This window comes from Streptomyces sp. NPDC029296, from assembly GCF_055569255.1.
In genome coordinates this window covers 192,744-216,033 of sequence record NZ_JBVHXT010000005.1, presented here as the reverse complement: position 1 = coordinate 216,033, position 23,290 = coordinate 192,744, and the positions used below count along the sequence as shown (strand labels likewise).

Here is a 23,290-nt window from a genome sequence, read left to right as displayed (position 1 = left end):
AAGTCGTATTCCCCGATGTCCGACCGGTGGGGCACGATGGGTCCATGGCACTCACGAACGACCACCCGGGTGAGCGGGCGGCTGAGGATCCCGTCAAGCTGATCGCCGTCCGGGAGACACCGCTCTCCGTGGACGAGGTCCTGCGCGCCGTCGAGGACGCGGCGGCCGGCGGCATCGCGCTGTTCGTGGGCACCGTGCGCAATCACGACGGCGGCGCCGACGTGGACGCCCTCGGCTACTCCTGCCACCCCAGCGCCGAGGCCGAGATGCGGCGGATCGCCGAGAAGGTCGTCGCCGACCACCCCGTGCGGGCGCTGGCCGCCGTCCACCGGGTGGGCGACCTGCGGGTCGGGGACCTCGCCGTGGTCGTCGCCGTGGCCTGCCCGCACCGCGCGGAGGCGTTCGACGCCTGCCGCAAGCTGATCGACGACCTCAAGCACGAGGTGCCCATCTGGAAGCACCAGAAGTTCTCCGACGGTACCGAGGAGTGGGTGGGCGCCTGCTGACAGCGATGGCGTGCGGTCCGGCACACCGGCGCCTCCGGTTGCGTAACCGGCACCCTGGCGTGAGCGTTGTCCGTGCGGATGGTTAATCTGCTGATCAGTCAGTTGCGGACGCTCATGGCGTAGGAGGTCGGCATGGGGGTGCTTGTCTGGCTGCTGATTCCGCTGATGGCCGCGGTCGGCGGCGGACTCTGGGGCAGTTGGGCCAACCGGACCCGCAAGGTGCGCGGCGACGGTCCCGAGCTGGACGGGTACGCCCGGTTCCGCGAGGCCATGGAGAAGCCCCGCCCGGGCGCGCGCGGCGCGTGACCGGGGTGCCCTGACGGCGCACCGACAGGGGCGTCCCGTACTGTCGTGGCATGCCACGCCGCACCGTGACGATGCTCGCCTCGACCCTGATGCTGATCGCGCTCCTGTGCTCGGGAGTGCTCATCCCCGTGCCGTACGCGGAGATGTCCCCCGGCCCCACCGTGAACACGCTCGGGGAGCACGACGGCGAGCCGGTGCTGCAGATCTCCGGGCGCAAGACGTACCCGGCCGACGGCCACCTGAACATGACCACCGTGCGGGTGACCGGCGCCGACTACCGGATGAACCTCGTCGAGGCCGTCTACGGCTGGCTGGCCCACGACAGCAAGATCGTCCCGCACGACACGCTGTACCCGGACGGCAAGACGGAGGAGCAGTCCAGCCAGGAGAACGCCGAGGAGTTCAGCCAGTCCCAGGAGAGCGCCAAGGTCGCCGCCCTGAAGGAGCTGCACATCCCGGTGAAGTCCTGGGTGATCGTCTCCACGGTCGTCAAGGGCTCCCCGGCCGAGGGCAGGCTGCACGCCGGCGATGTGATCAAGGCCGTGGACGGTACGGCGGTCAGGCAGCCGGGCGACGTCGCCAAGCTGGTCACCAAGCACAAGCCGGGGCAGGACGTCGTCTTCACGATCGTCCCCGCCAAGGAGCAGGCCGCCGCGGAGAAAGCCCCCAGGACGGCGACCGGCACGCGGGACATCACGATCACGACCCGCGCCTCCGACGACGGCGGTGCCAAGCGGGCCATCGTCGGCATCTCCGCCGGGACCGACCACACCTTCCCGTTCACCGTGGACATCAAGCTCGCCGACGTCGGCGGCCCCAGCGCCGGCCTGATGTTCGCGCTCGGCATCTACGACAAGCTCACACCGGGCAGCCTCACCGGCGGCACGTTCGTCGCCGGCACCGGCACCATCGACGACAACGGCACGGTCGGCCCGATCGGCGGCATCGAGATGAAGACCGTCGGCGCACGCGACAAGGGCGCCCGGTACTTCCTCACCCCCGCCGACAACTGCGCGGCGGCGGCCAAGGACACCCCGGACGGGCTGACCCTGGTCAAGGTGAGGACCATCGGCGACGCGCTCGACGCGCTGGAGGACATCCGCGGCGGGGACACCGCCGCCCTGCCGAAGTGCGCCGCCAAGGGCTGAGCGGGCCGTGACACGGCTGGGGGCGCCCCTCGCGGACGAGGGGCGCCCCCAGTGCCGTACCGCGGCCGGCCGGATCAGTCCGCGAACGTGGCCGCCAGCGCGTCCGCCAGGCCCGGCACCAGGTCGGGGCCGGTCAGGACCTCCGTCGGGGAGTCCTTCTCGCGCAGCCGCAGCGCCGACTCGCGGCTGCCGTCGCGCAGCACGGCCACCGTCATGCGGACCTCCTGGCGCTCGGGGTGCCGGGCGACCCACTCGGCCAGCCGGGCCTCGTCCAGGTCGGAGGGGACCTGGGTCTCGGCGGACGGCGGCAGCATCAGCCGCTCCACGGTGAGCGCGCAGCCGGCGACCGCGCCGGGCCAGGCGATGGTGGCGAGGAACTCGTCCAGCGGCTTGCCGGAGGGGACCTCGTCCTGCTCGATCGGGGTGAGACCGACGGTCTCGGACTCGTCCCCGAGGCCCAGCTGAGCCGCGAGCGAAGGTTCCTGAGCCCGCAGCCGTGCGGTGTCTACGAGGGCGAAAAGGCGAGCGGGCCGGTCCCAGCCGAGGCCGGAGACGTACTCGTCGATCTCGAGTACGGCCCGGGTGAGCGGGCTCGCTGCCATGGGAGTGTTGGACATGGTCACAATCCTGCCTCGTTCCCGGCCGGAATCGGGAACCGAGTAAACCGTGAGTAAGTTGCATAGGTGTGGGCCCGCGATCACGGGGGGCCACGGTGGGCCCGCGAACCCGAGGGCCTGACGGAACGACAGCGAACTTCGAGGGGCGCACCTTGGCTTTCCAGATGCCGGACCGCGGCGGAGGCCCGACGGGGCCACGGATCAGGGCAGGCCGCCCGTCGCGTAAGGTCCGGGCCCTGCTCGTGACCCTGGGTGTCCTCGCCGTCCTCGGCATGGTGTTCACCATGTTCGCGGGCTTCTGGACCGACTGGCTCTGGTACCGGTCGGTGCACTACTCGTCCGTGTTCACCACCACCCTGTCCACGAAGATCGGCCTGTTCTTCGTCTTCGGCCTGCTGATGGCGGCCGTGGTCGGCCTCAACATCTGGCTCGCGCACCGGCTGCGGCCCCCGCTCAGCGCCATGTCCATGGAGCAGCAGAGCCTGGACCGCTACCGCATGGGCATCGCGCCGTACAAGAAGTGGCTGCTGCTCGCCGTCACCTGCGTGGTCGGGCTGATCGCGGGCGCCTCGGCGGCGGGCCAGTGGCGGACCTGGCTGATGTGGGTGAACGGCGTGCCCTTCCACGAGAAGGACCCGCAGTTCCACCTCGACGTCGCCTTCTACGCCTTCGACCTGCCCTGGTACCGCTTCCTGCTGGGCTTCGGCTTCGCCGCCACCGTCCTGTGCCTGATCGCCGCCGCGCTCACCCACTACCTGTACGGCGGGCTGCGCATCACCAGCCCGGGCACGCGGGCCACCGCCGCCGCGACCGGCCACCTGTCGGTGCTGCTCGGCATCTTCGTCGCCCTCAAGGCGGTCGCCTACTGGCTCGACCGGTACGGCCTCGCGGTCAAGTCCAGCGACTTCAAGGCCACCGACAACTGGACCGGCCTGCGCTACGTCGACGCCAACGCCTACCTGCCGGCCAAGACCATCCTCTTCTGCATCGCCGTCATCTGCGCGCTGCTGTTCTTCGCCACGCTGTGGCGGCGCACCTGGCAGCTGCCCGTCATCGGCTTCGGCCTGATGGTGCTCTCGGCGATCCTGATCGGCGGCCTGTACCCGGCCATCGTGCAGAAGTTCCAGGTCCAGCCGAACGAGCAGGCGAAGGAGGCGCCGTACGTCCAGAAGAACCTGAAGGCCACCCGCGCGGCGTACGGCATCGACGACACCAAGGTCACCGCGTACGACGGCGAGCCGACGACCTCGGGCAAGTCGAAGCTGCGCGGCGACGCGAACGACGCGGCGAGCATCCGGATCATCGACCCGAACATCGTCTCCCCGACGTTCCAGCAGCGCCAGGAGATGAAGAACTACTACGGCTTCCCGACCAACCTGGACGTCGACCGGTACCCCGGCAAGGACGGCAAGGAACAGGACACGGTCATCGGGCTGCGCGAACTGGACCTGGCCGGCGTTCCGAAGCACAACTGGATCAACGACCACTTCCGCTACACGCACGGCTTCGGCGTCGTCGCCGCCAAGGGCACCGAGGCCAAGGGCGGCGAGCCGGTCTTCACCGAGTACGACCTGCCGTCCAGAGGCGACCTCGGCACCTACGAGCAGCGGATCTACTACGGCGAGAAGACCACCACCTACTCGATCGTCGGCGGTCCCCAGGAGGAGATCGACTACTCCGACAACGACGCCGAGAAGCCGACCAGGTACCGGGGCGGCAGCGGCGTCAACCTCGACAACCCGCTCAACCGGGCCGCGTACGCGCTGACCTTCAACGAGCCGCAGATCCTGTACTCGGGCGCGATCGGCGAGGGTTCGCGGATCCTGTACAACCGCACGCCCAAGGAGCGCGTGGAGGCGGTCGCCCCCTGGCTGACCATCGACGGCGACGCCTACCCGGCGGTCGTGCGCGGGCGCATCCAGTGGATCGTCGACGCCTACACCACCACCAACGGCTATCCGTACTCCTCCCGCACGACCCTCGGCGACACGACGGCCGACTCGCTGACGGCGACGAACGACTCCCGCGCGGTGGTGGCCCAGCAGAACCAGGTCAACTACATCCGCAACTCGGTGAAGGCGACGGTCGACGCCTACACCGGTGAGGTGAAGCTGTACCAGTGGGACACCCAGGACCCGGTGCTGAAGACCTGGATGAAGGCGTTCCCGGACACCGTGCGGCCGAAGAGCGCGATCTCCGGCGACCTGATGGACCACCTGCGCTACCCGCAGGACCTGTTCAAGGTGCAGCGCGAACTGCTCACCCGCTACCACGTGACGGACGCCGAGACGTATCTGACCGGCAGCGAGGTGTGGCAGGTGCCCAACGACCCGACCAACAAGTCGGGCAACGCGGTGCCGCCGTACTACCTGAGCATGAAGATGCCGGACCAGGACAAGCAGGCGTTCTCGCTGTCGACGACGTTCACGCCCAACGGGCGGGACAACCTGGCCGCGTTCATGTCCGTCGACGCGGAGGCCGGAACCAGCGACTACGGCAAGATCAGAATCCTGAAACTGCCGGCCAGGACGACGGTCGACGGGCCCAAGCAGGTACAGAGCAAGTTCAACTCGAACGAGAAGATCGCCGCCTCGCTCAAGCTCCTCAAGGGCGGTGACTCCGACATCGAGTACGGCAACCTGCTGACCGTGCCGCTGGACGGCGGACTGCTGTACGTGGAGCCCGTCTACGTCCGCGGCGGCGGGCTCAAGCTGCCGCTGCTGCGCAAGGTCCTGGTCACCTACGGGAGCGAGACCGCGTTCGAGAACACGCTCGGTGAGGCGCTCGACAAGGTCTTCGGGGCGAAGAGCCCGTCCACCAGGCCGCCGGAATCCGGGACCGGCAACCCGCCCGACACCGGCAACCCGACCGTCCGCAAGGCGCTCCAGGACGCCCAGAAGGCCTTCGACGCCGGACAGCAGGCGCTGAAGGACGGGCCGGACTGGGACGCGTACGCCAAGGCGCAGAAGGAACTCCAGGACGCGCTGGAGCAGGCCGAGCGGGCCCAGTCGAAGGCCGGCGACAAGGCCGACGAGAAGACCGGCGAGAAGACCGGCGAGAAGACCGGCGGGAAGAACGGCGGCGAGAACAAGAGTTGATCAAGGCACCTCCCGCGCCGTGGTACTGTTGACACGCAACGGCGCGGGGTGGAGCAGCTCGGTAGCTCGCTGGGCTCATAACCCAGAGGTCGCAGGTTCAAATCCTGTCCCCGCTACTGCATCGAAGGCCCGGATCCGGAAAAGGGATCCGGGCCTTCGTGGTGTGCGAACTCATGTGCCGAGGGGAGGGAGGGCCGCGCCGCCGTGGGGAGTTGGGGGGTTTGTGTTTGACTTGTCTCTCTGTGGGCATGTCGACAAAACGCCGAAGTGACCTCACGGGCTGCTGCGGTATACCGGGTGTACCCAGGTTGCAGGTGGTGCGACGATGGACGTTATGGGGGAGAAGGCAACTCTGTTCGAGTCAGGGCGATTTGCGCAGTCTTCCGGTATGGAGTCGGCCCGCGACGAGCTGGTGGACATGGGGGACGCCGCCGAGGAGACGCGTCTGGCGCTCGCCGCGCAGAGCGGTGACGCCGAGGCGGCCAGTGTCCTGGGAGCGATGCTGCTGCGCCGTGGCGACCCGGACGCGGCCGAACCCCACCTGCGCGCCGCCACCGCGGCCGGCGACCGGGCCGCCGCCAACAACCTGGGCGTCCTGCTGCACCAGCGCGGTTACCCCGAGGAGGCGGCCGGCTGGTGGCGGATCGCCGCCGTGGCCGGGTCCGCCGCCGCGGCCCACGCCCTCGGCCGCTACCACCGCGAGCGCGGGGACGAGCCGGCCGCCGAGTACTGGCTGCGCCAGTCCGCCGAGCAGGGCCATGTCCTCGGCGCCTACGCCCTCGCCGACCTGCTGGAGCACCGCGGCGACGCCGGGGCCGAACACTGGATGCGCTCCGCCGCCGAACGCGGGCACCGCGAGGCCGCCTACCGGCTGGCCCGGGCGCTGGACCAGGCCGCCGGACAGGGGGAGGAGTGGTCCGGGGAGGACAACGGCCCCGACCACGGCGGAGCGGAGGCCGAGCAGTGGTACCGGCAGGCCGCCGCGCGCGGGCACCGCAAGGCCGCACTCCAGCTCGGGGCGATCCTGGAGCGGCGCGGGGAGCTGAAGGAGGCCGGGCGCTGGTACCTGACCTCCGCCAAGGACGGCGAGCCGCGGGCCGCCTGCGCCCTCGGCTTCCTGCTGCGGGACGCCGGCGACACCGAGAGCGCCGCCGTGTGGTGGCTGCGCGCCGCGCAGGAGGGCGACGGCAACGCGGCCAACGCGCTGGGCGCCCTGCACGCCGAGCGCGGCGAGACCCAGACCGCCGAGCGCTGGTACCGGGCCGCGCTGACCGCCGGTGACGACAACGGCGCCTACAACCTCGGGCTGCTCTGCGCCGAGCAGGGCCGTACCGCACAGGCCGAGCAGTGGTACCGGCGGGCCGCCTACGCCGGGCACCGGGAGGCCGCCAACGCGCTGGCCATCCTGCTGCTCCAGGGCGGGGACACGACCGGGGCCGAACCGTGGTTCTCCAAGGCCGCCGAGGCCGGGAGCGTGGACGCCGCGTTCAACCTCGGCATCCTCTACGCCGGCCGGGGCGAGGAGCGGACGGCCCTGCGCTGGTACGAGCGGGCCGCCGCCGCCGGGCACGCCGAGGCCGCGCTCCAGGTCGGGATCGCCCGGCTGCGCGAGGGCGACGAGCAGGAGGCCGAGCGGCACCTGCGCTGCGCCGCGGGGGGCGGCAGCGCGGAGGGCGCATACCGGCTGGCCACCCTGCTCGACGCACGCCGGCCGCCGGAGCCCGCGCACGAGCTGGGGGAGATCGTGCACGAGAAGACCGAGTGCGAGGAGTGGTACGAGCGGGCCGCCACCCAGGGGCACCGGCGGGCGCAGGTCCGGGTCGGGATGCTGGCCGCCGCCCGCGGGGACGTCGTGCAGGCGGCGCGGTGGTACCGCAGGGCGGCCGAGTCCGGCTCCCGCAACGGCGCCTTCAACCTCGGGCTGCTGCTCGCCCGCGAGGGCAGCGAGCCGGAGGCGGCGGTGTGGTGGGCCCGGGCCGCCGACGCCGGGCACGGGCGGGCGGCGCTGCGGCTGGCCCTGGTCTACGCGCGTCGCGGCGAGCTGGCGGAGGGGCAGCGCTGGGCCGACCGGGCGGTGGAGCTGGGCCCGGCGGAGGTGGCCGAGCGGGCGGGCCGGCTGCGCGACGCGCTGCGGGAGGAGCTGTCGGCGTGACCGTGGTCACTCGCCGGACAAGGGATTTGCATCCCGGCGCAGGAGTCACGTAGTGTCTTATTCATCGACGCGGGGTGGAGCAGCTCGGTAGCTCGCTGGGCTCATAACCCAGAGGTCGCAGGTTCAAATCCTGTCCCCGCTACTGAAGGCAGAGGGCCGGAATCCAGGAATGGATTCCGGCCCTCGGTCGTTTCTGGGACTGGGCCCGGGCGGTGGGCCGCAGGAGAGTTCGGGCAGTAAAAAAGGGGGCTTTCGCCCCCTTGTGCCGCGTGTCACGCGGGTGCCGCTCGGCTCACGTGCCCGCGCAGTCCGGGCACAGTCCGCGGTACGTCACCTCGACGTCCGACACCGTGAAACCGAAGCGCTCGGTGACGGGGAGGTCGGCGAGGGGGTTGCCGTTCGGGTGGACGTCGCGGATCGCGCCGCAGCGGGCGCACACCAGGTGGTGGTGCGGCCGGTGCGCGTTCGGGTCGTACCGCTTGGCGCGCTTGTCCGTCGCGACCTCCAGCACCTCGCCGAGCGAGACCAGCTCGCCCAGGGTGTTGTAGACGGTCGCCCGGGAGATCTCGGGCAGCTTCGCGACGGCACGCGCGTGCACCTCGTCGGCGGTCAGATGGACGTGCTCGCCGTTCAGGACCTCGGCCACCACGCGCCGCTGCGCGGTCATCCGCCATCCGCGTCCACGCAGCCGTTCCAGAAGGTCGCTCATGGCCACCAGCCTAACAGGAGGGGACCCCAGGTCGGGAATAGGTGTGACTTTGGATCACCACTTGACTTAGACAAAGTCCATTGTAGGATCAGGGATGGCTTTGGCCACAGGACAGGACTAGTCAGTGATGACGCAGGAGGCGCACGTGACGCAGGGACCGCTCACCACGGAGGCCGGGGCTCCGGTCGCCGACAACCAGAACAGCGAGACGGCGGGCGTCGGCGGGCCGGTCCTCGTCCAGGACCAGCTGCTGCTGGAGAAGCTGGCCCACTTCAACCGGGAGCGCATCCCGGAGCGGGTCGTGCACGCGCGCGGCGCCGGTGCGTACGGCACCTTCACGGTGACCGCGGACGTGACCCCGTACACGCGGGCCGCCTTCCTCTCCGAGGTGGGCAAGGAGACCGAGGTCTTCCTGCGGTTCTCGACCGTGGCCGGCAACCTCGGCGCGGCGGACGCCGTCCGTGACCCGCGCGGCTTCGCGCTGAAGTTCTACACCGAGGAGGGCAACTACGACCTCGTCGGCAACAACACCCCGGTGTTCTTCATCCGGGACGCGATCAAGTTCCCGGACTTCATCCACACCCAGAAGCGCGACCCGTACACCGGCAGCCAGGAAGCCGACAACGTGTGGGACTTCTGGTCGCTGTCGCCGGAGTCCACGCACCAGGTGACCTGGCTGTTCGGCGACCGCGGCATCCCGGCGTCGTACCGGCACATGGACGGCTTCGGCTCGCACACCTTCCAGTGGAACAACGAGGCCGGCGAGGTCTTCTGGGTCAAGTACCACTTCAAGACCGACCAGGGGATCAAGAACCTCACCGCCGAGGAGGCCGAGGTCCTCGCGGGCAAGGACCCCGACTCCCACCAGCGCGACCTGCGCGAGGCGATCGAGCGCGGCGAGTTCCCGAGCTGGACCGTGGGCGTGCAGATCATGCCGGCGGCGGACGCGGCGACCTACCGCTTCAACCCGTTCGACCTGACCAAGGTGTGGCCGCACGCGGACTACCCGGTCATCGAGATCGGCAAGCTGGAGCTGAACCGCAACCCGCGGAACATCTTCGCCGAGGTCGAGCAGTCGATCTTCTCCCCGGCGCACTTCGTGCCCGGCATCGGCCCCTCGCCCGACAAGATGCTCCAGGGCCGGCTGTTCGCCTACGGCGACGCGCACCGCTACCGCGTCGGCATCAACGCCGACCACCTGCCGGTCAACCGCCCGCACGCCACCGAGGCGCGCACCAACTCCCGGGACGGCTTCCTCTACGACGGCCGGCACGGCGGGGAGAAGAACTACGAGCCGAACAGCTTCGGCGGGCCGCAGCAGACCGGCCGTCCGCTGTGGCAGCCGGTCGACGGCCTCGCCGGTGGCACCGGCAACCACCCGACGCCGGTCCACGCCGAGGACAACGACTTCGTCCAGGCGGGCAACCTGTACCGGCTGATGACGGAGGAGGAGAAGGAGCGCCTGGTCGCCAACCTGGCCGGCTTCATCTCCAAGGTCACGCGCCAGGACATCGTCGAGCGCGCGATCGGCAACTTCCGCAACGCCGACGCCGACTTCGGCAAGCGGCTGGAGACCGCGGTGCAGGCGCTGCGCGGCTGAGCCGGCCGCCCTCGCGGCTGGGCGGGCCGGACCCATGGTGCTCTGGGTCCGGCCCGTTCGTGCGTTCAGGCCGCGGGGACGGGCGCCCGGGCCGGGGCCCAGCGGCGCACGATGTCGCGGACCGAGACGATCCCGGCCACCTCGCCGCGGTCGAGCACGACCAGGTGCCGGAAGCCGCCGTGCGCCATGGCGCGGGCCGCCTCCTCCAGGGTCCAGGTCGGGGCGGCGAAGACGACGTCGGTGGTGGTGTGGGCGTGCAGGGGTTCGGCGTCCGGGTCCTGGCCCAGGCCGACGGAGACGAGGATGTCGCGTTCGGTGAGGATGCCGATGCCGCCGGCGTCCGGGTCGAGGACCACGGCGGCGCCGACCCGGCGGGCCGACATCAGGATGGCTGCCTGACGGAGGGTGTGGGCGGGGCCGAGGGTGAGGATCACCGTGCTCATGGCGTCACGGACGAGCATGAAGGGGCCACCTCCTGGGAAATCCCGCGAAACCTCGGGATTCACTTGTTCACAAGTGGGGTGGGCCCAGGGTGGCAGGCAAAGGGAGGGTCAACAAGAGGGCGCGCGCCGCTTGCCGGCGGCGCGCGGGGGCAGGCCGGCGCTCTAGCGGCGCGGGCCGAGATACCCCAGCAGCTCCTCGTGCAGCAGGCCGTTGGACGCCGCCGCGTTGCCGCTGTGCGGGCCCGGACGGCCGTCGAGGCCGGTGAAGGTGCCGCCCGCCTCGGTGACGATGATCGCGTTGGCGGCCATGTCCCAGAGGGACAGCTCCGGTTCGGCGCAGATGTCCACGGAGCCCTCCGCGACCATCATGTACGGCCAGAAATCGCCGTACGCGCGCGTGCGCCACACCTGGCGGGTGAGGTCCAGGAAGCCGTCCAGGCGGCCCTGCTCCTCCCAGCCGGAGAGCGAGGAGTACGCGAAGGAGGCGTCCGCGAGCCCGCCGACGCGGGAGGCGTGGATGGGGAGGCCGGAGGCGAGATCGCGGCCGGCGAAGGCGCCGTGGCCCTTCGCGGCCCACCAGCGGCGGCCGAGCGCGGGGGCGGAGACGACCCCGACGACCGGCTGGAAGCCGTCCTCGCCCTCCTCCATCAGGGCGATGAGGGTGGCCCACACCGGGACACCGCGGACGTAGTTCTTGGTGCCGTCGATCGGGTCGACCACCCAGCGCCGGGGGCCGGTGCCCTCGACGCCGTACTCCTCGCCGAGGACGGCGTCCCCGGGGCGGGCGCGCTGGAGGTGGCCGCGGATCAGTTCTTCCGCCGCCTTGTCCGCCTCGCTCACCGGGGTCATGTCCGGCTTGGTCTCCACCTTCAGGTCGAGGGCCTTGAAGCGGGCCGTGGTGGCGGCGTCGGCCGCGTCCGCGAGGGCGTGGGCGAGGCGCAGGTCGTCGAGGTAGTCGGGCATGTGACGAACCGTATCCGCCGGGACCGGTACGGGGCCACAGGGGGCCGTACGGCGCGGGCGCGGCCGTGCCGGTCCGGTCCGTCCGGGGCCCGTGGACCGGCGGTCACCACCTCCCGTGCGCCCTCGCACGCCCCCGTACCCCCCGCGAACCCTTGACAGTGCATACAACCCCGTCAAATCTGGGCGCTACGTCGCTGTGGCCCAGGGAGGCGCGGATGCCTGCTGCCCGGGAATCGTTGTTGGACGCCGCCCGCACGGCGCTCGCGCGCCGGCCGTGGTCCGCGGTGCGGATGGTCGACGTGGCCGCGCGGGCCGGAGTGTCCCGGCAGACCCTGTACAACGAGTTCGGCAGCAAGGACGGCCTCGCGCGGGCGCTGGTGCGGCGGGAGGCCGACGGCTACCTCGCCGGGGTCGAGCGGGCCCTCGCCGGTTCCGCCGAGCCCTGCGCGCGGCTCACCGCCGCCGCCGAGTGGACGGCCGCCGCCGCCCGGGACAACGTGCTGGTGCGGGCGCTGCTCACCGGCTGCTGGACCGAACGGCTGCCGAGCCCGCCGCTCACCGCCGCGCACTCCACCGCCACGGTGCCGGCCCAGCGCCGGGCGGACGGGCCGCTGCCCGCGCCCCGCGACTTCGTGCGGATCGTCCGGGACCGCATGGCGACCGCGCTGGCCGCGCCCGGCGCCGCCCCCGCCGACCTGCTGCTCTGCTGCGAGCTGGTCGTCCGCCTCGCCCTGTCCTGTGTGGCGGCCCCGGCCGGCGAGGGCGCCATCGCGGAACTGGTCCGGGCGGTCCTCCCGCGCCACCTGGCCCGGCCGGCGCGGCCCGCGTCCTAGTGCGCGGAGCCCGACAGCTGAAGTCCGATCACCCCGACGATGACCAGGCTGATGGAGACGATCTTCAGGGTGGACACCAGGTCGCCGAGGAAGACCATGCCGTAGATCGCGGTGCCCGCCGCGCCGATCCCGGTCCACACCGCGTAGGCGGGGCCGACGTCCAGTTTGCGCAGGGACAGGGTCAGCAGACCGAAGCTGCCCAGGGCGAACGAGGCGAACGCGATCGTCGGCCACAGGCGGGTGAAACCGTGTGAGAGTTTCAGACACACGGCGAAACCGGTCTCCAGAATCCCGGCCACTATGACCAGCAGCCACGCCATGTGCGGTCCTCCCACTTGGATCCGGATCTCCGGCTCGGTGCGATTATGCACTCACCGGACCGGTGCTCGGGCAAACAACGCTGGACTCAGTCGCCTTCCCGGCGTTCGCGCGTGGACAACAGCCGGCGCAGCGAGTAGAGCCGCGCCGGATCGGCGTGCCCGTCCGCCACCCACGCGTCCAGCGCGCAGTCCGGCTCGTCGTGTCCGCACGCGCGCGGGCAGCCCGCGGTCCCCGGCTCCAGATCCGGGAAGGCGTGGATCACCCGGGACGGGTCGATGTGGGCGAGCCCGAAGGAACGGACGCCCGGGGTGTCGACCACCCAGCCGTCGTCGCCCGCCAGCGGCAGCGCGAGCGCGGACGTGGTGGTGTGCCGACCCCGGCCCGTCACCGCGTTGACCAGTCCCGTCGTCCGCCGGCGCTCCCGCGGCACCAGCGCGTTGACCAGGGTCGTCTTGCCGACGCCCGAGTGGCCCACGAACGCGGTGATCTTGCCGCCGAGGTGGGCGCGCACCCGGTCCGCCGCGTCGCCGTTCTCCAGCTCCTCCCGGCTGGTGACGACGTACGGGATGTCCAGCGCGCCGTACAGCTCCAGCAGCTTGTCCGGCGGCGCCAGGTCCGACTTGGTCATCACCAGCAGCGGCTCCAGGCCGCCGTCGTAGGCCGCGACCAGACAGCGGTCGATGAGGCGGGGGCGGGGCTCGGGGTCGGCCAGGGCGGTGACGATGGCCAGCTGGTCGGCGTTGGCGACGACCACCCGCTCGTAGGGGTCGTCGTCGTCGGCCGTGCGCCGCAGCACCGACGACCGCTCCTCGATGCGGACGATCCGGGCGAGGGTGTCCTTCTTGCCGGACAGATCACCGACCAGGGCCACCCGGTCGCCCACGACGGCGGCCTTGCGGCCCAGCTCACGGGCCTTCATCGCCAGCACGGGCCGGTCGTCCACCAGGCAGGTCAGCCGGCCCCGGTCGACCGTGAGGACCATGCCCTCGGCCGCGTCCTCGTGCTTGGGACGGATGTTCGTGCGCGGCCGGTTGCCCTTGCGGTTGGGGCGGCTGCGGATGTCGTCCTCGTCGGTGTGCTTGCCGTAGCGGCGCATGGCGTACGTCCCTACTGCCCGAGCATCCCGGTCCACAGCTCGGGGAAGTCCGGCAGGGTCTTCGCCGTCGTCGCCACGTTCTCGATCCGCACCCCCGGCACGGCCAGGCCGATGATCGCACCGGCGGTCGCCATGCGGTGGTCCTCGTAGGTGTGGAAGGTCCCGCCGTGCAGCGGGCGCGGGCGGATGCGCAGGCCGTCGGCGGTCTCCGTGACGTCGCCGCCCAGCTCGTTGATCTCCTTGGTGAGCGCGGCCAGCCGGTCCGTCTCGTGCAGCCGCAGATGGGCCACGCCCCGCAGGGTGGACGGCGAGTCGGCGAGCGCGGCCACCGCCGCCACGCCCGGGGTCAGCTCGCCCACGTCACCGAGGTCCACGTCGATGCCGTGGACCGCCCCGGAACCGGTGAACACCAGCCCGTACTCGGTGAGCTCGCAGGAGCCGCCCATCTCGGTGAAGATCTCCCGCAGCCGGTCACCCGGCTGGGTGGTGCGGGCCGGCCAGTCCGGGATCAGCACCTTGCCGCCGGTCACCAGGGCCGCCGCCAGGAACGGCTGCGCGTTGGACAGGTCCGGCTCGATGGTCAGGTCCCGGCCGAGCAGCGCGCCCGGCGTCACCCGCCACACGTTCGGCTCGCCGCCCGACTCCGGGGTGTCCACCTGGGCGCCGACCGCGCGCAGCATGTCCACCGTCATCCGGATGTGCGGCATCGAGGGCAGGGTCGCGCCGGTGTGGCGGACCTCCACGCCCTGGTTGAAGCGCGGGCCGGACAGCAGCAGCGCCGAGACGAACTGGGACGAGGAGGAGGCGTCGACCGACACCGGGCCGCCGTCCAGGGCCCCGCCGCCGTGCACGGTCAGCGGCAGCGCGCCCCGGCCGTCGTCGTCGATCCGCGCGCCGAGCCCGCGCAGCGCGTCGATCACACCGTGCAGCGGACGCTCGTACGAGCGGGGGTCCCCGTCGAACCGGATCGGCCCGTCGGCCAGCGCGGCCACCGGCGGCAGGAACCGCATCACCGTGCCGGCGTTGCCGACGTCCACCGTGGCCGGGCCGCGCAGGCCCGTGGGCAGCACCCGCCAGGCCTCGCCGGTGCCGTCGGGACCCACCCCCTCCTCGATCTCCACGCCCATGGCCCGCAGCGCGCCGGCCATCAGCAGCGTGTCCCGGGACCGCAGCGGGCGGCGCAGCCAGCCCGGCTCGGAGGCCAGCGCGGCCAGGACCAGGGCGCGGTTGGTGACCGACTTGGACCCCGGCACGTGGACCGTCGCGTCGACGGCTCCGCTCGCGTGCGGGGCGGGCCAGAGGGCGGTGGAGGAGCTGTTCGGGGCCATGGGGCCACTTTATAAGGAGGGCCCGGGGTCAACCTTCCAGCAGCCAGCGGCCTCCGCCGATCAGCGAGCACAGCGATACCGCGTGGAACAGGAACAGCCACAGGCCCGCCGGTACGTGGGTCAGCCGGGACAGCTGGTCCGCGTCCGAGTCGCCCGCCCGGCCCCGCGAGCGCGCGGCCTGCAGCTCGAACGCCGGGCGGACCCCGCCCAGCAGCAGGAACCACACCACCGCGTACCCGAACGCCGCCTGCACCGGCGGCTGTGCCAGCCAGGACACCAGCAGGAACGTCCCGCCGGCCAGGACCACGGTCAGCACGCCGTAGGCGTTGCGGATCATCACCAGCATCGCCAGCAGCAGCGCGGTCGCCGCCCACAGCAGCAGGGTGATGCGGCCGGCCGCCAGCAGCGCTGCCCCGCCGAGGCCCAGCAGGGCGGGGGCCGGGTAGCCGGCGGCGGCGGTCAGGATCATCCCGGCGCCGTACGGCTTGCCCCGGCTCACGGTGAGCCCGCTGGTGTCGGAGTGCAGCCGTATGCCGGTGAGCCGCCGGCCGGTGAGGAGGGCGAGCAGACCGTGGCCCCCCTCGTGCGCGATGGTGATCGCGTTGCGGAACACCCGCCACACCGGGTGCGGCACGACGACGGCGAACGCGGCGGCGAGCGTGGCCAGCACCACCCACGACCCCGGAGCGGGCTGGGTGCCGGTGAGCCGGTCCCAGAGGTCGGGCAGCGCGGTGGCGGCGAAACTCTCCATGGGTCCGGACGGCTCCCTGTTCTCGTGACGGGTCTGGCAGTGTGGCACTTATGTGCGGACGGTATGCATCCAGTCGTAGGCCCGAGGATCTCGCAGGCGTCTTCGAGATCGACAAGTGGGAGCCCGAGGAGACCTTGGAGCCGGACTACAACGTGGCGCCGACCAAGGAGGTCTACGCCGTCCTGGACCGTCCTCTGAAAGACGCGGAATCCCCCCGTCCGGTTCGCCAGCTGCGCAAGCTCAAGTGGGGACTGGTGCCGTCCTGGGCCAAGACGCCGGAGGGCGGCGCCCGGATGATCAACGCCCGCGCGGAGACCGTGCACGAGAAGCCCGCCTACCGCCGCGCCTTCGCCGCCCGCCGCTGCATCCTGCCCGCCGACGGCTACTACGAGTGGGTCACCGGTGAGCAGGAACGCGAGCTGGAGGTCGAGGGCAGGAAGAAGCGGCCCCGCAAGCAGCCGTACTTCGTGCTGCCCGCCGACGGCTCGGTGTTCGCGATGGCGGGACTGTACGAGTTCTGGCGCGACCGGACCCTGCCCGACGACCACCCCGGGGCCTGGTGGGTCACCTGCTCGGTGATCACCACCGAGGCGGAGCGGAGCCCGCTGGCCGTCGCCCCCGCCGAGGGCCCCCGCTCGCTCGCCGACATCCACCCCCGGATGCCGCTGATGCTCACCCCCGACCGCTGGGACGCCTGGCTCGACCCCTCCCGCACCGACCCCGGGGAGCTGCGCGCCCTGCTCGCCCCGCCCCCGGCCGGCCTGATGCGCGCCTACCCGGTCTCCACCGCCGTCAGCAACGTCCGCAACAACGGTCCGGAGCTGCTGAAGGAGCTGGAGGCGCCGGAAGAGGGCACACTCTTCTGACATGACCGACGTCACCACCGAGACGGTCGCCACCCAGGCCGGGGACGCCCGGATCACCTGGCACCCGGCCGCGAAGGCGCGGCTGGTGCTGGCCCTGAGCCACGGCGCGGGCGGCGGCATCGAGGCCCGCGACCTCCAGGCGCTCGCCGGCGCGCTGCCCGCGCACGGCGTGACCGTCGCCCTCGTCGAGCAGCCCTGGCGGGTGGCCGGCAAGAAGGTCGCGCCCGGGCCGAAGACCCTGGACACCGGATGGCGCGGGGTGTGGCCCGCGCTCACCCGGCCCGGCCTGCCGGTGATCTCCGGCGGCCGCAGCGCGGGCGCCCGGGTCGCCTGCCGCACGGCGGCCGGACTGGGCGCGCACGCCGTGCTCGCGCTGAGCTTCCCGCTGCACCCGCCGGGCAAGCCGGAGAAGTCCCGCGCCGACGAACTGCTGGGCGCCGGGGTGCCCACACTGGTCGTGCAGGGCGGCAACGACCCCTTCGGGAAGCCGGCCGAGTTCCCCCCGGGCGATTACGGCCTGGCCGAGGTGGCGTACGCGGATCACGGCTTCGCGGTGCCCAAGCGCGCGGAGGTCACCCAGGAGCGCGCGCTGGAGATCGTCACCGGCGCGGTGCGCACGTGGGTCGCGTCACTGGGATGAGGCGGGAATGCGGCGCGGCGGCACGCTGTTGAGGGGGTCAGGAGTGCCGGGGACCCGGCACCGATGTCGTAGCAGGAGAGGAAGTCCGCCGCATGGGTTCGACCATCTGCCCGAGCCGCCGCAGCGCCGCTGACCTGGACTGGTCCGTGCTGCACGCGGCCAAGACGGCTCCTATTCGAGCGGCGGCGGGTGCGGGTCGTGTTCTATCCTCCGAAACGAGTGGGATCGGTTTCGGTCCCGCCCGGGATCTTGAGGAGGTGGGTCCGGTCACTGGGACCGACGCAGGGACCGACAACGGCCAGGCGGAGCTGCCCGAGGGCCAGGGCATCCGCGCGTCCGACGAGACGGGCGCGCAGCGCAACGCGCGCTTCGAGCGGGACGCGCTCGAGTTCCTCGACCAGATGTACTCGGCCGCGCTGCGCATGACGCGCAACCCGGCCGACGCCGAGGACCTGGTGCAGGAGACCTACGCCAAGGCGTACGCGTCCTTCCACCAGTTCCGCGAGGGCACCAACCTCAAGGCGTGGCTGTACCGGATCCTCACCAACACCTTCATCAACTCCTACCGCAAGAAGCAGCGCGAACCCCAGCGCAGCGCGGCCGAGGAGATCGAGGACTGGCAGCTCGCGCGCGCCGAGTCGCACATGTCGACGGGGCTGCGCTCCGCCGAGTCGCAGGCGCTCGACCACCTGCCCGACTCGGACGTGAAGGAAGCCCTGCAGGCGATCCCCGAGGAGTTCCGCATCGCCGTCTATCTGGCGGATGTAGAGGGCTTTGCCTACAAGGAGATCGCGGACATCATGGGGACACCCATCGGTACGGTGATGTCCCGGCTGCACCGGGGCCGCCGTCAGCTGCGCGGCATGCTGGAGGACTACGCCCGGGAGCGCGGGCTGGTCCCGGCGGGCGCCGGAGAGTCGAACGAAGCGAAAGGCTCGGGCTCATGAGCTGCGGAGAGCCGCACGAGACGGACTGCGGTGAGGTCCTCGACCACCTCTACGAGTTCCTCGACAGCGAGATGCCGGACATCGATCGCGACAAGTTCCAGCACCACTTCGAGGAATGCTCGCCGTGCCTGGAGAAGTACGGCCTGGAGCAGGCCGTGAAGAAGCTGGTCAAGCGGTGCTGCGGGCATGACGACGTGCCGGCCGACCTGCGGGCCAAGGTCATGGGGCGGATCGAGCTGATCCGCTCCGGGCAGACCGTTCCGGAGCACGACGTGACCCGGGCGCCGACCGCGCCCCAGGAGTCCTGACACGCCGGGTCAAATCACCCGTACGTGCTAATCCTCAGGTCATAGGCCCCACACCCCCCGATTGCCGTCCTAGGCTCCGAGCCTGGACAGACGTGGTCGGGGAGGGGCGTGATGGACGCGGTACCGGCGAGGGCACGCGGCTATGTGGCCGCCGTCGCCCTGCTGGGCGCCCTCTGCCTGTCCCGCCCGCCGGACACCCCCGGCGCCTGGGCGGCGCCCACCCTGCTCGCCGCACTCTACGCGGCCTGTGAGCACGCCGTGCACCGGCGCTTCGGCGGCACCTTCTATCCCGTGCTGCTCGCCGGAGCGTTCCTGCTGCCGCCGTCGGCCGCCGCGCTGGTCCCGGTGCCCGCCGCCCTGCTCTGCCCGGTCGGCCACCGGCCCGCCCTGCCCCGGCGCGTGTGGCGGGCCGCGCGGCCCGTGCTCGCCGTGTGGGCCGCCGCCCGGGTGCACGGGGCGCTCGGTGGCCGCGCCGCCGTGGCCGGCTCCGACTTCCCCTACGCCCTGCTGCCGGCCGGCGCCGCCGTGCTCGCCTTCTGCCTGGTGCTCACCGTGCTCGACGGCGGCCTGCGCTCGGCCGCCGGGCTGGTGCCGCCGTGCCGGACCTGGCGCGGCCTGCTGGCCCGTTCCCTCGCCCCCGTCGCGGCGCACGGACTCGCGGGCCTGATGATGGCCGTGCTGTGGCGCAGCCCCTACGGACCGGTGTCCGCGCTGCTGGTGCTGCTGCCCATGTGCGTCTCCTGGTGGGTGTTCGCCCAGTACCACCGCGAGCGCGCCGCCCACCAGGCGACCATCCGCGCCCTCGTCCAGGCCGTCGACATCAAGGACGGCTACACCCGCGGCCACAGCGAACGCGTCGGGCAGGCCTCCGTGCTGATCGCCCGCGAACTCGGCCTGGACGACGACCGGGTGGAGGTGCTGCGCTTCGCGGGCATCCTGCACGACGTCGGCAAGCTGGGCGTGCCCACCCGGCTGCTGCGCAAGGACGGGCCGCTCACCCCCGAGGAACGCCGGATCATCGAACTGCACCCCGAGTACGGGCACGAGATGGTCCGCGGGATCTCCTTCCTCGGCGAGGCCCGCACGGCCATCCTCCACCACCACGAACGGCTCGACGGCACCGGATACCCCTACGGCCTGGCCGGCGACCGGATCCCCGAGTGCGCCCGGATCGTCGCCGTCGCGGACGCCTTCGACGCCATGACCTCCACCCGCTGCTACAGCCGGGCCCGCCCGGTCGAGGCCGCCGTCGCCGAGCTGGAGCGCTGCGCCGGGGCGCACTTCGACCCCCGCATGGTGCGCGCGCTGATCCGTGCCCTGCGCCGCGAGGGCTGGCGCCCGGCGGTCACCGCCGACGAACCGGCCCACGGCACCGCACCCGCCGAGCGGGCCCCGCGCACCGGGGCGCACCGATGACCGTGCTGCGGCTCATCCACACCGCCGCCGCGCTCGCCGCGGCCGGCTCCCTCGCCGACACCCTGTGGACCGGCCTGGCCGACCGGGGCGACGCGCTCGCCTTCGGGCTGCTCGTCACCGTCGGCGAGCTGGCCCGGTGGAGCGACGACCGGGCCCGGCAGGCCGCGCCCCTCGGCGCCGCCGGCTCGCTGTCGTACGCCCTGCTGGGCGCCGTCGCCGGGCGGCCCAGCCAGCACGACGCCGCCCAGGTCGTCACCGTCGTCCTCGTCGCCGCGCTGCTCGGCGCCGTCCCGCACATCTGGTCCGGCCGCGCCCCCACCGCCGATCACCTGGCCCGCCGGATCCTCACCGTCGGCTTCGCCGCCCTCTGCTTCCAACCCCTGTACAACAAGGGTGTCTTCACCCCCTGGTGCGGACCCGCCTACGCCCTGCTGCTGCTCACCCTGCTCGCCCTGACCTCCCTGTGCGGCATCGTGCTGGCCGCCGCGCTGGCCCACTGCCGCACCGGCTGGCCGTTCGGCCCGCTGCTGCGCGAGGAGGTGCGCGGGCTGCTCGGCATCGGCTCCGCCGTCGTCGCGACCGGTGCGGTGATGGCGCTCGCGGTCGCCGTCGCCGGGCTGTGGGCGCTGCCCGTGTTCTGCCTGCCGCTGCTGCTCGTCCAGCTGTCCGTGCGCCGGTACGCGGCGGTCCGCGCCACCTACCGGCAGACCATCGCCTCGCTGGCCCGCGCCACCGAGATCGCCGGCTGCACCCCCGCCGGGCACGCGCGCCGGGTGGCCGCGCTCAGCCTCGCCGTGGGCCGGGACCTCGGACTGACCCGGCCGGAGCTGACCGTGCTGGAGTACGCGGCCCTGATGCACGACATCGGCCAGCTCAGCCTGGTCGACCCGGTCCCGGCCGGTGCCACCGCCGCCCTGCCCGCCGCCGAGCAGCGGCGCATCGCCCTGCTCGGCGGCGCCGTCGTCCGGCAGACCGGGGTCGACCCGGCCGTCGCCGTCGTGGTGGAGCGGCAGGCCGACCCCTACCCCGAGCAGCCGCTCGCCGCCCGCATCGTCCGGGCCGTCAACGCCTACGACGAGAGGAGCCGGGACGCCGGCCCCGAGGGCTCCTCGCGCGTGCTGGAGGAACTGCGGCTCGGCACCGCCCGGGAGTACGACCCGCGGGTGATGGAGTCGCTCGCCCGGGTACTGGCCCAGCCCCAGGCGGCGCGGGAACGCGTGCCGGTGAGACGGCCGGGACTGTCTGACCCCGCGCCCGGCTGGGTAACCCATGGGTAATGAGCACCTTTCCCGCCGTACGTGGTTGGATGCGAGGGAGAGGGTGTCCGGGGGCACAAGCCAGCCCACAGCGGGAAATGGAACTGGCAGGCGGGAATCGTGAGGATCTTCGGCAAGGGACGGCACCGGCCCTCCGCCTCCTGGCGGCAGGCCACGGACCGCGCGTTCACACTCATCGGCGACGGCCGGTACGAGGACGCGGGCGAACTGCTGACACGCGCCGCCGATCTCGAACCCTGGCTGTCGGAGTCCTGGTTCAACCTCGCCCTGCTGCACAAGTTCCGGCACGACTGGGAGCAGGCCCGCGCGGCCGGACTGCGCGCGGTCGCCCTGCTCGACCGGGACACCGGGGCGCCCGACTGGTGGAACGTCGGCATCGCCGCGACCGCCCTCCAGGACTGGCCGCTGGCCCGCCGCGCCTGGCAGGCGTACGGGCTGAAGGTGCCCGGGGGCTCCGCCGCCTCCGCCGAGCCGCTCGGCATGGAACTGGGCAGCGCGGCCGTACGGCTCTCCCCGGAGGGCGAGGCCGAGGTCGTCTGGGGCCGGCGGCTGGACCCGGCCCGGCTGGAGGTGCTGTCGATCCCGCTTCCCTCGTCCGGGCGGCGCTGGGGCGAGGTCGTGCTGCACGACGGCGTCCCGCACGGCGAGCGCACCACCTCCACCGGGCACTCCTACCCGGTCTTCGACGAGATCGAGTTGTGGGCGCCGTCCCCCGTGCCCACCTGGGTGGTCCTGCTGGAGGCGGCCACCGAGGCCGACCGGGACGCGCTGGAGCAGCTGGCCGCCGACGCGGGGTTCGCCGCGGAGGACTGGTCGTCCTCGGTGCGGTTGCTGTGCCGGATGTGCAGCGAGTCCCGGATGCCCTCCGACGAGGGGGAGGGGGTGCACCTGGACCCGCACGACCACAGCGAGCCGGGGCATCCCGGTCCGCTGGGGCATCGGACGGACGGGCAGCTGTGGGTGCCCGAGCGGGAGTGCGGGGTGGCCGCGCCGCCCTCGCTGGTCCGGGGGCTGCTCGACGGATGGGTCGCCGACAGCCCGGATTCGCGTGACTGGCGGGACCTCGAAGAGGTGTGCTGAGGACCGCGTGCGGCCGCGGCGCCGCCGTGGCCGGTCGCGGAGTTCCCCGCGCCCCTCAGGGGCGCGTACACGTAACCTGTACCAGCAACATCTCCCCCCTGTTCTTTGAGGAAGGCGTACGTCGGTCATGGCGCAGCAGGACACCGATCAGCAGGACGCGGGCGTGCTCCCGGTCGACGACGAGGGCTATGTCGTCGACACGGAGAACTGCGAGGAGCGCGAGAACGCCTGGCGTGAGCGCGGCACCTCGCGGCCGATCACGGTCGTCGGCAACCCGGTCCTGCACAAGGAGTGCCAGGACGTCACCGAGTTCGGCGAGGAGCTCCAGCAGCTGGTCGCCGACATGTTCGCGAGCCAGCGCACCGCCGAGGGCGTGGGCCTGGCCGCCAACCAGATCGGTGTCGACCGCAAGGTCTTCGTCTACGACTGCCAGGACGACGAGGGTGTCCGGCACGTCGGTGTGGTCTGCAACCCGAAGCTGGTCGACCTGCCCGCCGACCGCCGCCGGCTCGACGACAGCAACGAGGGCTGCCTGTCCGTCCCCACGGCGTACGCCGCGCTCGCGCGTCCCGACTACGCCGAGGTGACCGGCCAGGACGAGCGGGGCAACCCGATCAAGGTCCGGGGCACCGGCTACTTCGCGCGCTGCCTCCAGCACGAGACCGACCACCTCTACGGCTACCTGTACATCGACCGCCTCTCCAAGCGGGACCGCAAGGACGCGCTGCGGCAGATGGCCGAGAACGAGCCGCGCTACCCCGTGGTCGCCAACGACTGACCCCCTCGCATCCGCTGCGGGGGGGGGGGGGGGGGGGGGGGGGGGGGGGGGGGGGGGGGGTGGGGGGGGGGGTGGGGGGGGTGGTTGGTGGGTGTTTTTTTTTTTTT

The 23,290-nt window shown here is 72.4% G+C and carries 23 protein-coding genes and 2 tRNA genes; 17 read left to right on the top strand and 8 right to left on the bottom strand.

The features are described 5' to 3' along the window. Positions 1–44: 44 nt before the first annotated feature. From ACZ4W9_RS06670 to ACZ4W9_RS06660, 3 genes are all read left to right on the top strand, one after another. Positions 45–506, top strand: a complete 462-nt coding sequence (locus tag ACZ4W9_RS06670) for a molybdenum cofactor biosynthesis protein MoaE (protein WP_467933645.1) — start codon at positions 45–47, stop codon at positions 504–506. A 132-nt stretch (positions 507–638) separates the two neighbouring features. Continuing rightward, positions 639–812, top strand: a complete 174-nt coding sequence (locus tag ACZ4W9_RS06665; protein WP_318201492.1) for a hypothetical protein — start codon at positions 639–641, stop codon at positions 810–812. Positions 813–862: 50 nt separating this feature from the next. Next, positions 863–1,960 carry a YlbL family protein gene (locus ACZ4W9_RS06660; RefSeq protein ID WP_467933643.1) on the top strand — a complete coding sequence of 366 codons (1,098 nt, stop codon included), beginning with the start codon at positions 863–865 and terminating at the stop codon, positions 1,958–1,960. 74 nt (positions 1,961–2,034) lie between these two features. Here the strand turns inward: ACZ4W9_RS06660 and ACZ4W9_RS06655 are convergent, their stop codons facing one another. After that, on the bottom strand, positions 2,035–2,577 hold the full coding sequence (locus ACZ4W9_RS06655; RefSeq protein ID WP_467933641.1) for a PPA1309 family protein: 543 nt from the start codon (positions 2,575–2,577) through the stop codon (positions 2,035–2,037). Positions 2,578–2,741: 164 nt separating this feature from the next. Here ACZ4W9_RS06655 and ACZ4W9_RS06650 point away from each other — a divergent pair, with 164 nt between their 5' ends. From ACZ4W9_RS06650 to ACZ4W9_RS06635, 4 genes are all read left to right on the top strand, one after another. Next, positions 2,742–5,675, top strand: coding sequence for a UPF0182 family protein (locus ACZ4W9_RS06650; RefSeq protein WP_467933691.1), 2,934 nt, complete (start codon positions 2,742–2,744; stop codon positions 5,673–5,675). A 42-nt stretch (positions 5,676–5,717) separates the two neighbouring features. Further along, positions 5,718–5,791, top strand: a tRNA-Met gene (locus ACZ4W9_RS06645). A gap of 209 nt (positions 5,792–6,000) precedes the next feature. After that, positions 6,001–7,827: a tetratricopeptide repeat protein gene (locus ACZ4W9_RS06640; RefSeq protein WP_467933640.1), complete on the top strand. Its 1,827-nt coding sequence runs from the start codon at positions 6,001–6,003 to the stop codon at positions 7,825–7,827. A gap of 68 nt (positions 7,828–7,895) precedes the next feature. Beyond that, positions 7,896–7,969 (top strand) — tRNA-Met (locus ACZ4W9_RS06635). Between the two features lie 150 nt (positions 7,970–8,119). On the opposite strand, the gene ACZ4W9_RS06630 is transcribed toward ACZ4W9_RS06635, so the two are convergent. After that, positions 8,120–8,536, bottom strand: a complete 417-nt coding sequence (locus tag ACZ4W9_RS06630; RefSeq protein WP_467933639.1) for a Fur family transcriptional regulator — start codon at positions 8,534–8,536, stop codon at positions 8,120–8,122. A gap of 145 nt (positions 8,537–8,681) precedes the next feature. Here ACZ4W9_RS06630 and ACZ4W9_RS06625 point away from each other — a divergent pair, with 145 nt between their 5' ends. Next, positions 8,682–10,136: a catalase gene (locus ACZ4W9_RS06625; protein ID WP_467933637.1), complete on the top strand. Its 1,455-nt coding sequence runs from the start codon at positions 8,682–8,684 to the stop codon at positions 10,134–10,136. 65 nt (positions 10,137–10,201) lie between these two features. On the opposite strand, the gene ACZ4W9_RS06620 is transcribed toward ACZ4W9_RS06625, so the two are convergent. Both ACZ4W9_RS06620 and hisN read right to left on the bottom strand, forming a co-directional pair. Next, positions 10,202–10,597, bottom strand: a complete 396-nt coding sequence (locus tag ACZ4W9_RS06620) for a CBS domain-containing protein (RefSeq protein ID WP_467933636.1) — start codon at positions 10,595–10,597, stop codon at positions 10,202–10,204. 144 nt (positions 10,598–10,741) lie between these two features. Then, complete coding sequence (gene hisN, locus ACZ4W9_RS06615; protein WP_467933635.1) at positions 10,742–11,542, bottom strand: histidinol-phosphatase; 801 nt, start codon at positions 11,540–11,542, stop codon at positions 10,742–10,744. A gap of 215 nt (positions 11,543–11,757) precedes the next feature. On the opposite strand from hisN, the gene ACZ4W9_RS06610 reads away from it, so the two are divergent. Beyond that, complete coding sequence (locus tag ACZ4W9_RS06610) at positions 11,758–12,375, top strand: TetR/AcrR family transcriptional regulator (protein ID WP_467933633.1); 618 nt, start codon at positions 11,758–11,760, stop codon at positions 12,373–12,375. Here the strand turns inward: ACZ4W9_RS06610 and ACZ4W9_RS06605 are convergent. The 4 genes from ACZ4W9_RS06605 to ACZ4W9_RS06590 all read right to left on the bottom strand — a co-directional run bounded on the left by ACZ4W9_RS06605 (position 12,372) and on the right by ACZ4W9_RS06590 (position 15,871). Beyond that, the gene (locus ACZ4W9_RS06605) at positions 12,372–12,695 is read right to left on the bottom strand and encodes a DMT family transporter (RefSeq protein ID WP_014674883.1); all 324 of its coding nucleotides are present in this window, start codon (positions 12,693–12,695) and stop codon (positions 12,372–12,374) included. The genes ACZ4W9_RS06610 and ACZ4W9_RS06605 overlap by 4 nt on opposite strands. A gap of 86 nt (positions 12,696–12,781) precedes the next feature. Beyond that, positions 12,782–13,792, bottom strand: coding sequence for a ribosome small subunit-dependent GTPase A (gene rsgA / locus ACZ4W9_RS06600; RefSeq protein ID WP_467933632.1), 1,011 nt, complete (start codon positions 13,790–13,792; stop codon positions 12,782–12,784). An 11-nt stretch (positions 13,793–13,803) separates the two neighbouring features. Continuing rightward, positions 13,804–15,120: a 3-phosphoshikimate 1-carboxyvinyltransferase gene (gene aroA / locus ACZ4W9_RS06595; protein ID WP_467933631.1), complete on the bottom strand. Its 1,317-nt coding sequence runs from the start codon at positions 15,118–15,120 to the stop codon at positions 13,804–13,806. A 28-nt stretch (positions 15,121–15,148) separates the two neighbouring features. Next, entirely contained in the window at positions 15,149–15,871 is a 723-nt protein-coding gene (locus tag ACZ4W9_RS06590; RefSeq protein ID WP_467933629.1) for a M50 family metallopeptidase, read from the bottom strand. A gap of 50 nt (positions 15,872–15,921) precedes the next feature. On the opposite strand from ACZ4W9_RS06590, the gene ACZ4W9_RS06585 reads away from it, so the two are divergent. The 8 genes from ACZ4W9_RS06585 to def all read left to right on the top strand — a co-directional run bounded on the left by ACZ4W9_RS06585 (position 15,922) and on the right by def (position 23,183). Beyond that, complete coding sequence (locus tag ACZ4W9_RS06585) at positions 15,922–16,737, top strand: SOS response-associated peptidase (protein WP_467933628.1); 816 nt, start codon at positions 15,922–15,924, stop codon at positions 16,735–16,737. A 1-nt stretch (position 16,738) separates the two neighbouring features. Next, complete coding sequence (locus tag ACZ4W9_RS06580; RefSeq protein ID WP_467933627.1) at positions 16,739–17,377, top strand: alpha/beta hydrolase family protein; 639 nt, start codon at positions 16,739–16,741, stop codon at positions 17,375–17,377. Between the two features lie 257 nt (positions 17,378–17,634). Next, entirely contained in the window at positions 17,635–18,324 is a 690-nt protein-coding gene (locus ACZ4W9_RS06575) for a sigma-70 family RNA polymerase sigma factor (RefSeq protein ID WP_467933625.1), read from the top strand. Continuing rightward, positions 18,321–18,632 (top strand): mycothiol system anti-sigma-R factor, encoded by a 312-nt coding sequence (rsrA, locus tag ACZ4W9_RS06570; protein ID WP_467933624.1) that lies wholly within the window; start codon positions 18,321–18,323, stop codon positions 18,630–18,632. The genes ACZ4W9_RS06575 and rsrA overlap by 4 nt, the downstream gene beginning before the upstream one ends. A gap of 111 nt (positions 18,633–18,743) precedes the next feature. Beyond that, entirely contained in the window at positions 18,744–20,048 is a 1,305-nt protein-coding gene (locus ACZ4W9_RS06565; protein ID WP_467933623.1) for an HD-GYP domain-containing protein, read from the top strand. Next, positions 20,045–21,325, top strand: a complete 1,281-nt coding sequence (locus ACZ4W9_RS06560) for an HD-GYP domain-containing protein (RefSeq protein ID WP_467933621.1) — start codon at positions 20,045–20,047, stop codon at positions 21,323–21,325. The genes ACZ4W9_RS06565 and ACZ4W9_RS06560 overlap by 4 nt, the downstream gene beginning before the upstream one ends. A 99-nt stretch (positions 21,326–21,424) precedes the next feature. After that, on the top strand, positions 21,425–22,405 hold the full coding sequence (locus ACZ4W9_RS06555) for a hypothetical protein (protein WP_467933620.1): 981 nt from the start codon (positions 21,425–21,427) through the stop codon (positions 22,403–22,405). A gap of 127 nt (positions 22,406–22,532) precedes the next feature. Continuing rightward, on the top strand, positions 22,533–23,183 hold the full coding sequence (gene def / locus ACZ4W9_RS06550; RefSeq protein WP_467933619.1) for a peptide deformylase: 651 nt from the start codon (positions 22,533–22,535) through the stop codon (positions 23,181–23,183). Positions 23,184–23,290: the final 107 nt, after the last annotated feature.

Bases quoted from the DNA above. Each gene is read 5' to 3' on its own strand.
- ACZ4W9_RS06580 (WP_467933627.1), top strand. From the start codon at position 16,739: ATGACCGACGTCACCACCGAGACGGTCGCCACCCAGGCCGGGGACGCC.
- ACZ4W9_RS06565 (WP_467933623.1), top strand. From the start codon at position 18,744: ATGGACGCGGTACCGGCGAGGGCACGCGGCTATGTGGCCGCCGTCGCC.
- ACZ4W9_RS06610 (WP_467933633.1), top strand. From the start codon at position 11,758: ATGCCTGCTGCCCGGGAATCGTTGTTGGACGCCGCCCGCACGGCGCTC.
- ACZ4W9_RS06655 (WP_467933641.1), bottom strand. From the start codon at position 2,577: ATGTCCAACACTCCCATGGCAGCGAGCCCGCTCACCCGGGCCGTACTC.
- aroA (WP_467933631.1), bottom strand. From the start codon at position 15,120: ATGGCCCCGAACAGCTCCTCCACCGCCCTCTGGCCCGCCCCGCACGCG.
- ACZ4W9_RS06640 (WP_467933640.1), top strand. From the start codon at position 6,001: ATGGACGTTATGGGGGAGAAGGCAACTCTGTTCGAGTCAGGGCGATTT.
- ACZ4W9_RS06560 (WP_467933621.1), top strand. From the start codon at position 20,045: ATGACCGTGCTGCGGCTCATCCACACCGCCGCCGCGCTCGCCGCGGCC.
- ACZ4W9_RS06670 (WP_467933645.1), top strand. From the start codon at position 45: ATGGCACTCACGAACGACCACCCGGGTGAGCGGGCGGCTGAGGATCCC.
- hisN (WP_467933635.1), bottom strand. From the start codon at position 11,542: ATGCCCGACTACCTCGACGACCTGCGCCTCGCCCACGCCCTCGCGGAC.
- ACZ4W9_RS06585 (WP_467933628.1), top strand. From the start codon at position 15,922: ATGTGCGGACGGTATGCATCCAGTCGTAGGCCCGAGGATCTCGCAGGC.
- ACZ4W9_RS06665 (WP_318201492.1), top strand. From the start codon at position 639: ATGGGGGTGCTTGTCTGGCTGCTGATTCCGCTGATGGCCGCGGTCGGC.
- ACZ4W9_RS06650 (WP_467933691.1), top strand. From the start codon at position 2,742: ATGCCGGACCGCGGCGGAGGCCCGACGGGGCCACGGATCAGGGCAGGC.
- ACZ4W9_RS06620 (WP_467933636.1), bottom strand. From the start codon at position 10,597: ATGCTCGTCCGTGACGCCATGAGCACGGTGATCCTCACCCTCGGCCCC.
- ACZ4W9_RS06605 (WP_014674883.1), bottom strand. From the start codon at position 12,695: ATGGCGTGGCTGCTGGTCATAGTGGCCGGGATTCTGGAGACCGGTTTC.
- ACZ4W9_RS06590 (WP_467933629.1), bottom strand. From the start codon at position 15,871: ATGGAGAGTTTCGCCGCCACCGCGCTGCCCGACCTCTGGGACCGGCTC.
- ACZ4W9_RS06660 (WP_467933643.1), top strand. From the start codon at position 863: ATGCCACGCCGCACCGTGACGATGCTCGCCTCGACCCTGATGCTGATC.
- rsgA (WP_467933632.1), bottom strand. From the start codon at position 13,792: ATGCGCCGCTACGGCAAGCACACCGACGAGGACGACATCCGCAGCCGC.
- def (WP_467933619.1), top strand. From the start codon at position 22,533: ATGGCGCAGCAGGACACCGATCAGCAGGACGCGGGCGTGCTCCCGGTC.
- rsrA (WP_467933624.1), top strand. From the start codon at position 18,321: ATGAGCTGCGGAGAGCCGCACGAGACGGACTGCGGTGAGGTCCTCGAC.
- ACZ4W9_RS06630 (WP_467933639.1), bottom strand. From the start codon at position 8,536: ATGAGCGACCTTCTGGAACGGCTGCGTGGACGCGGATGGCGGATGACC.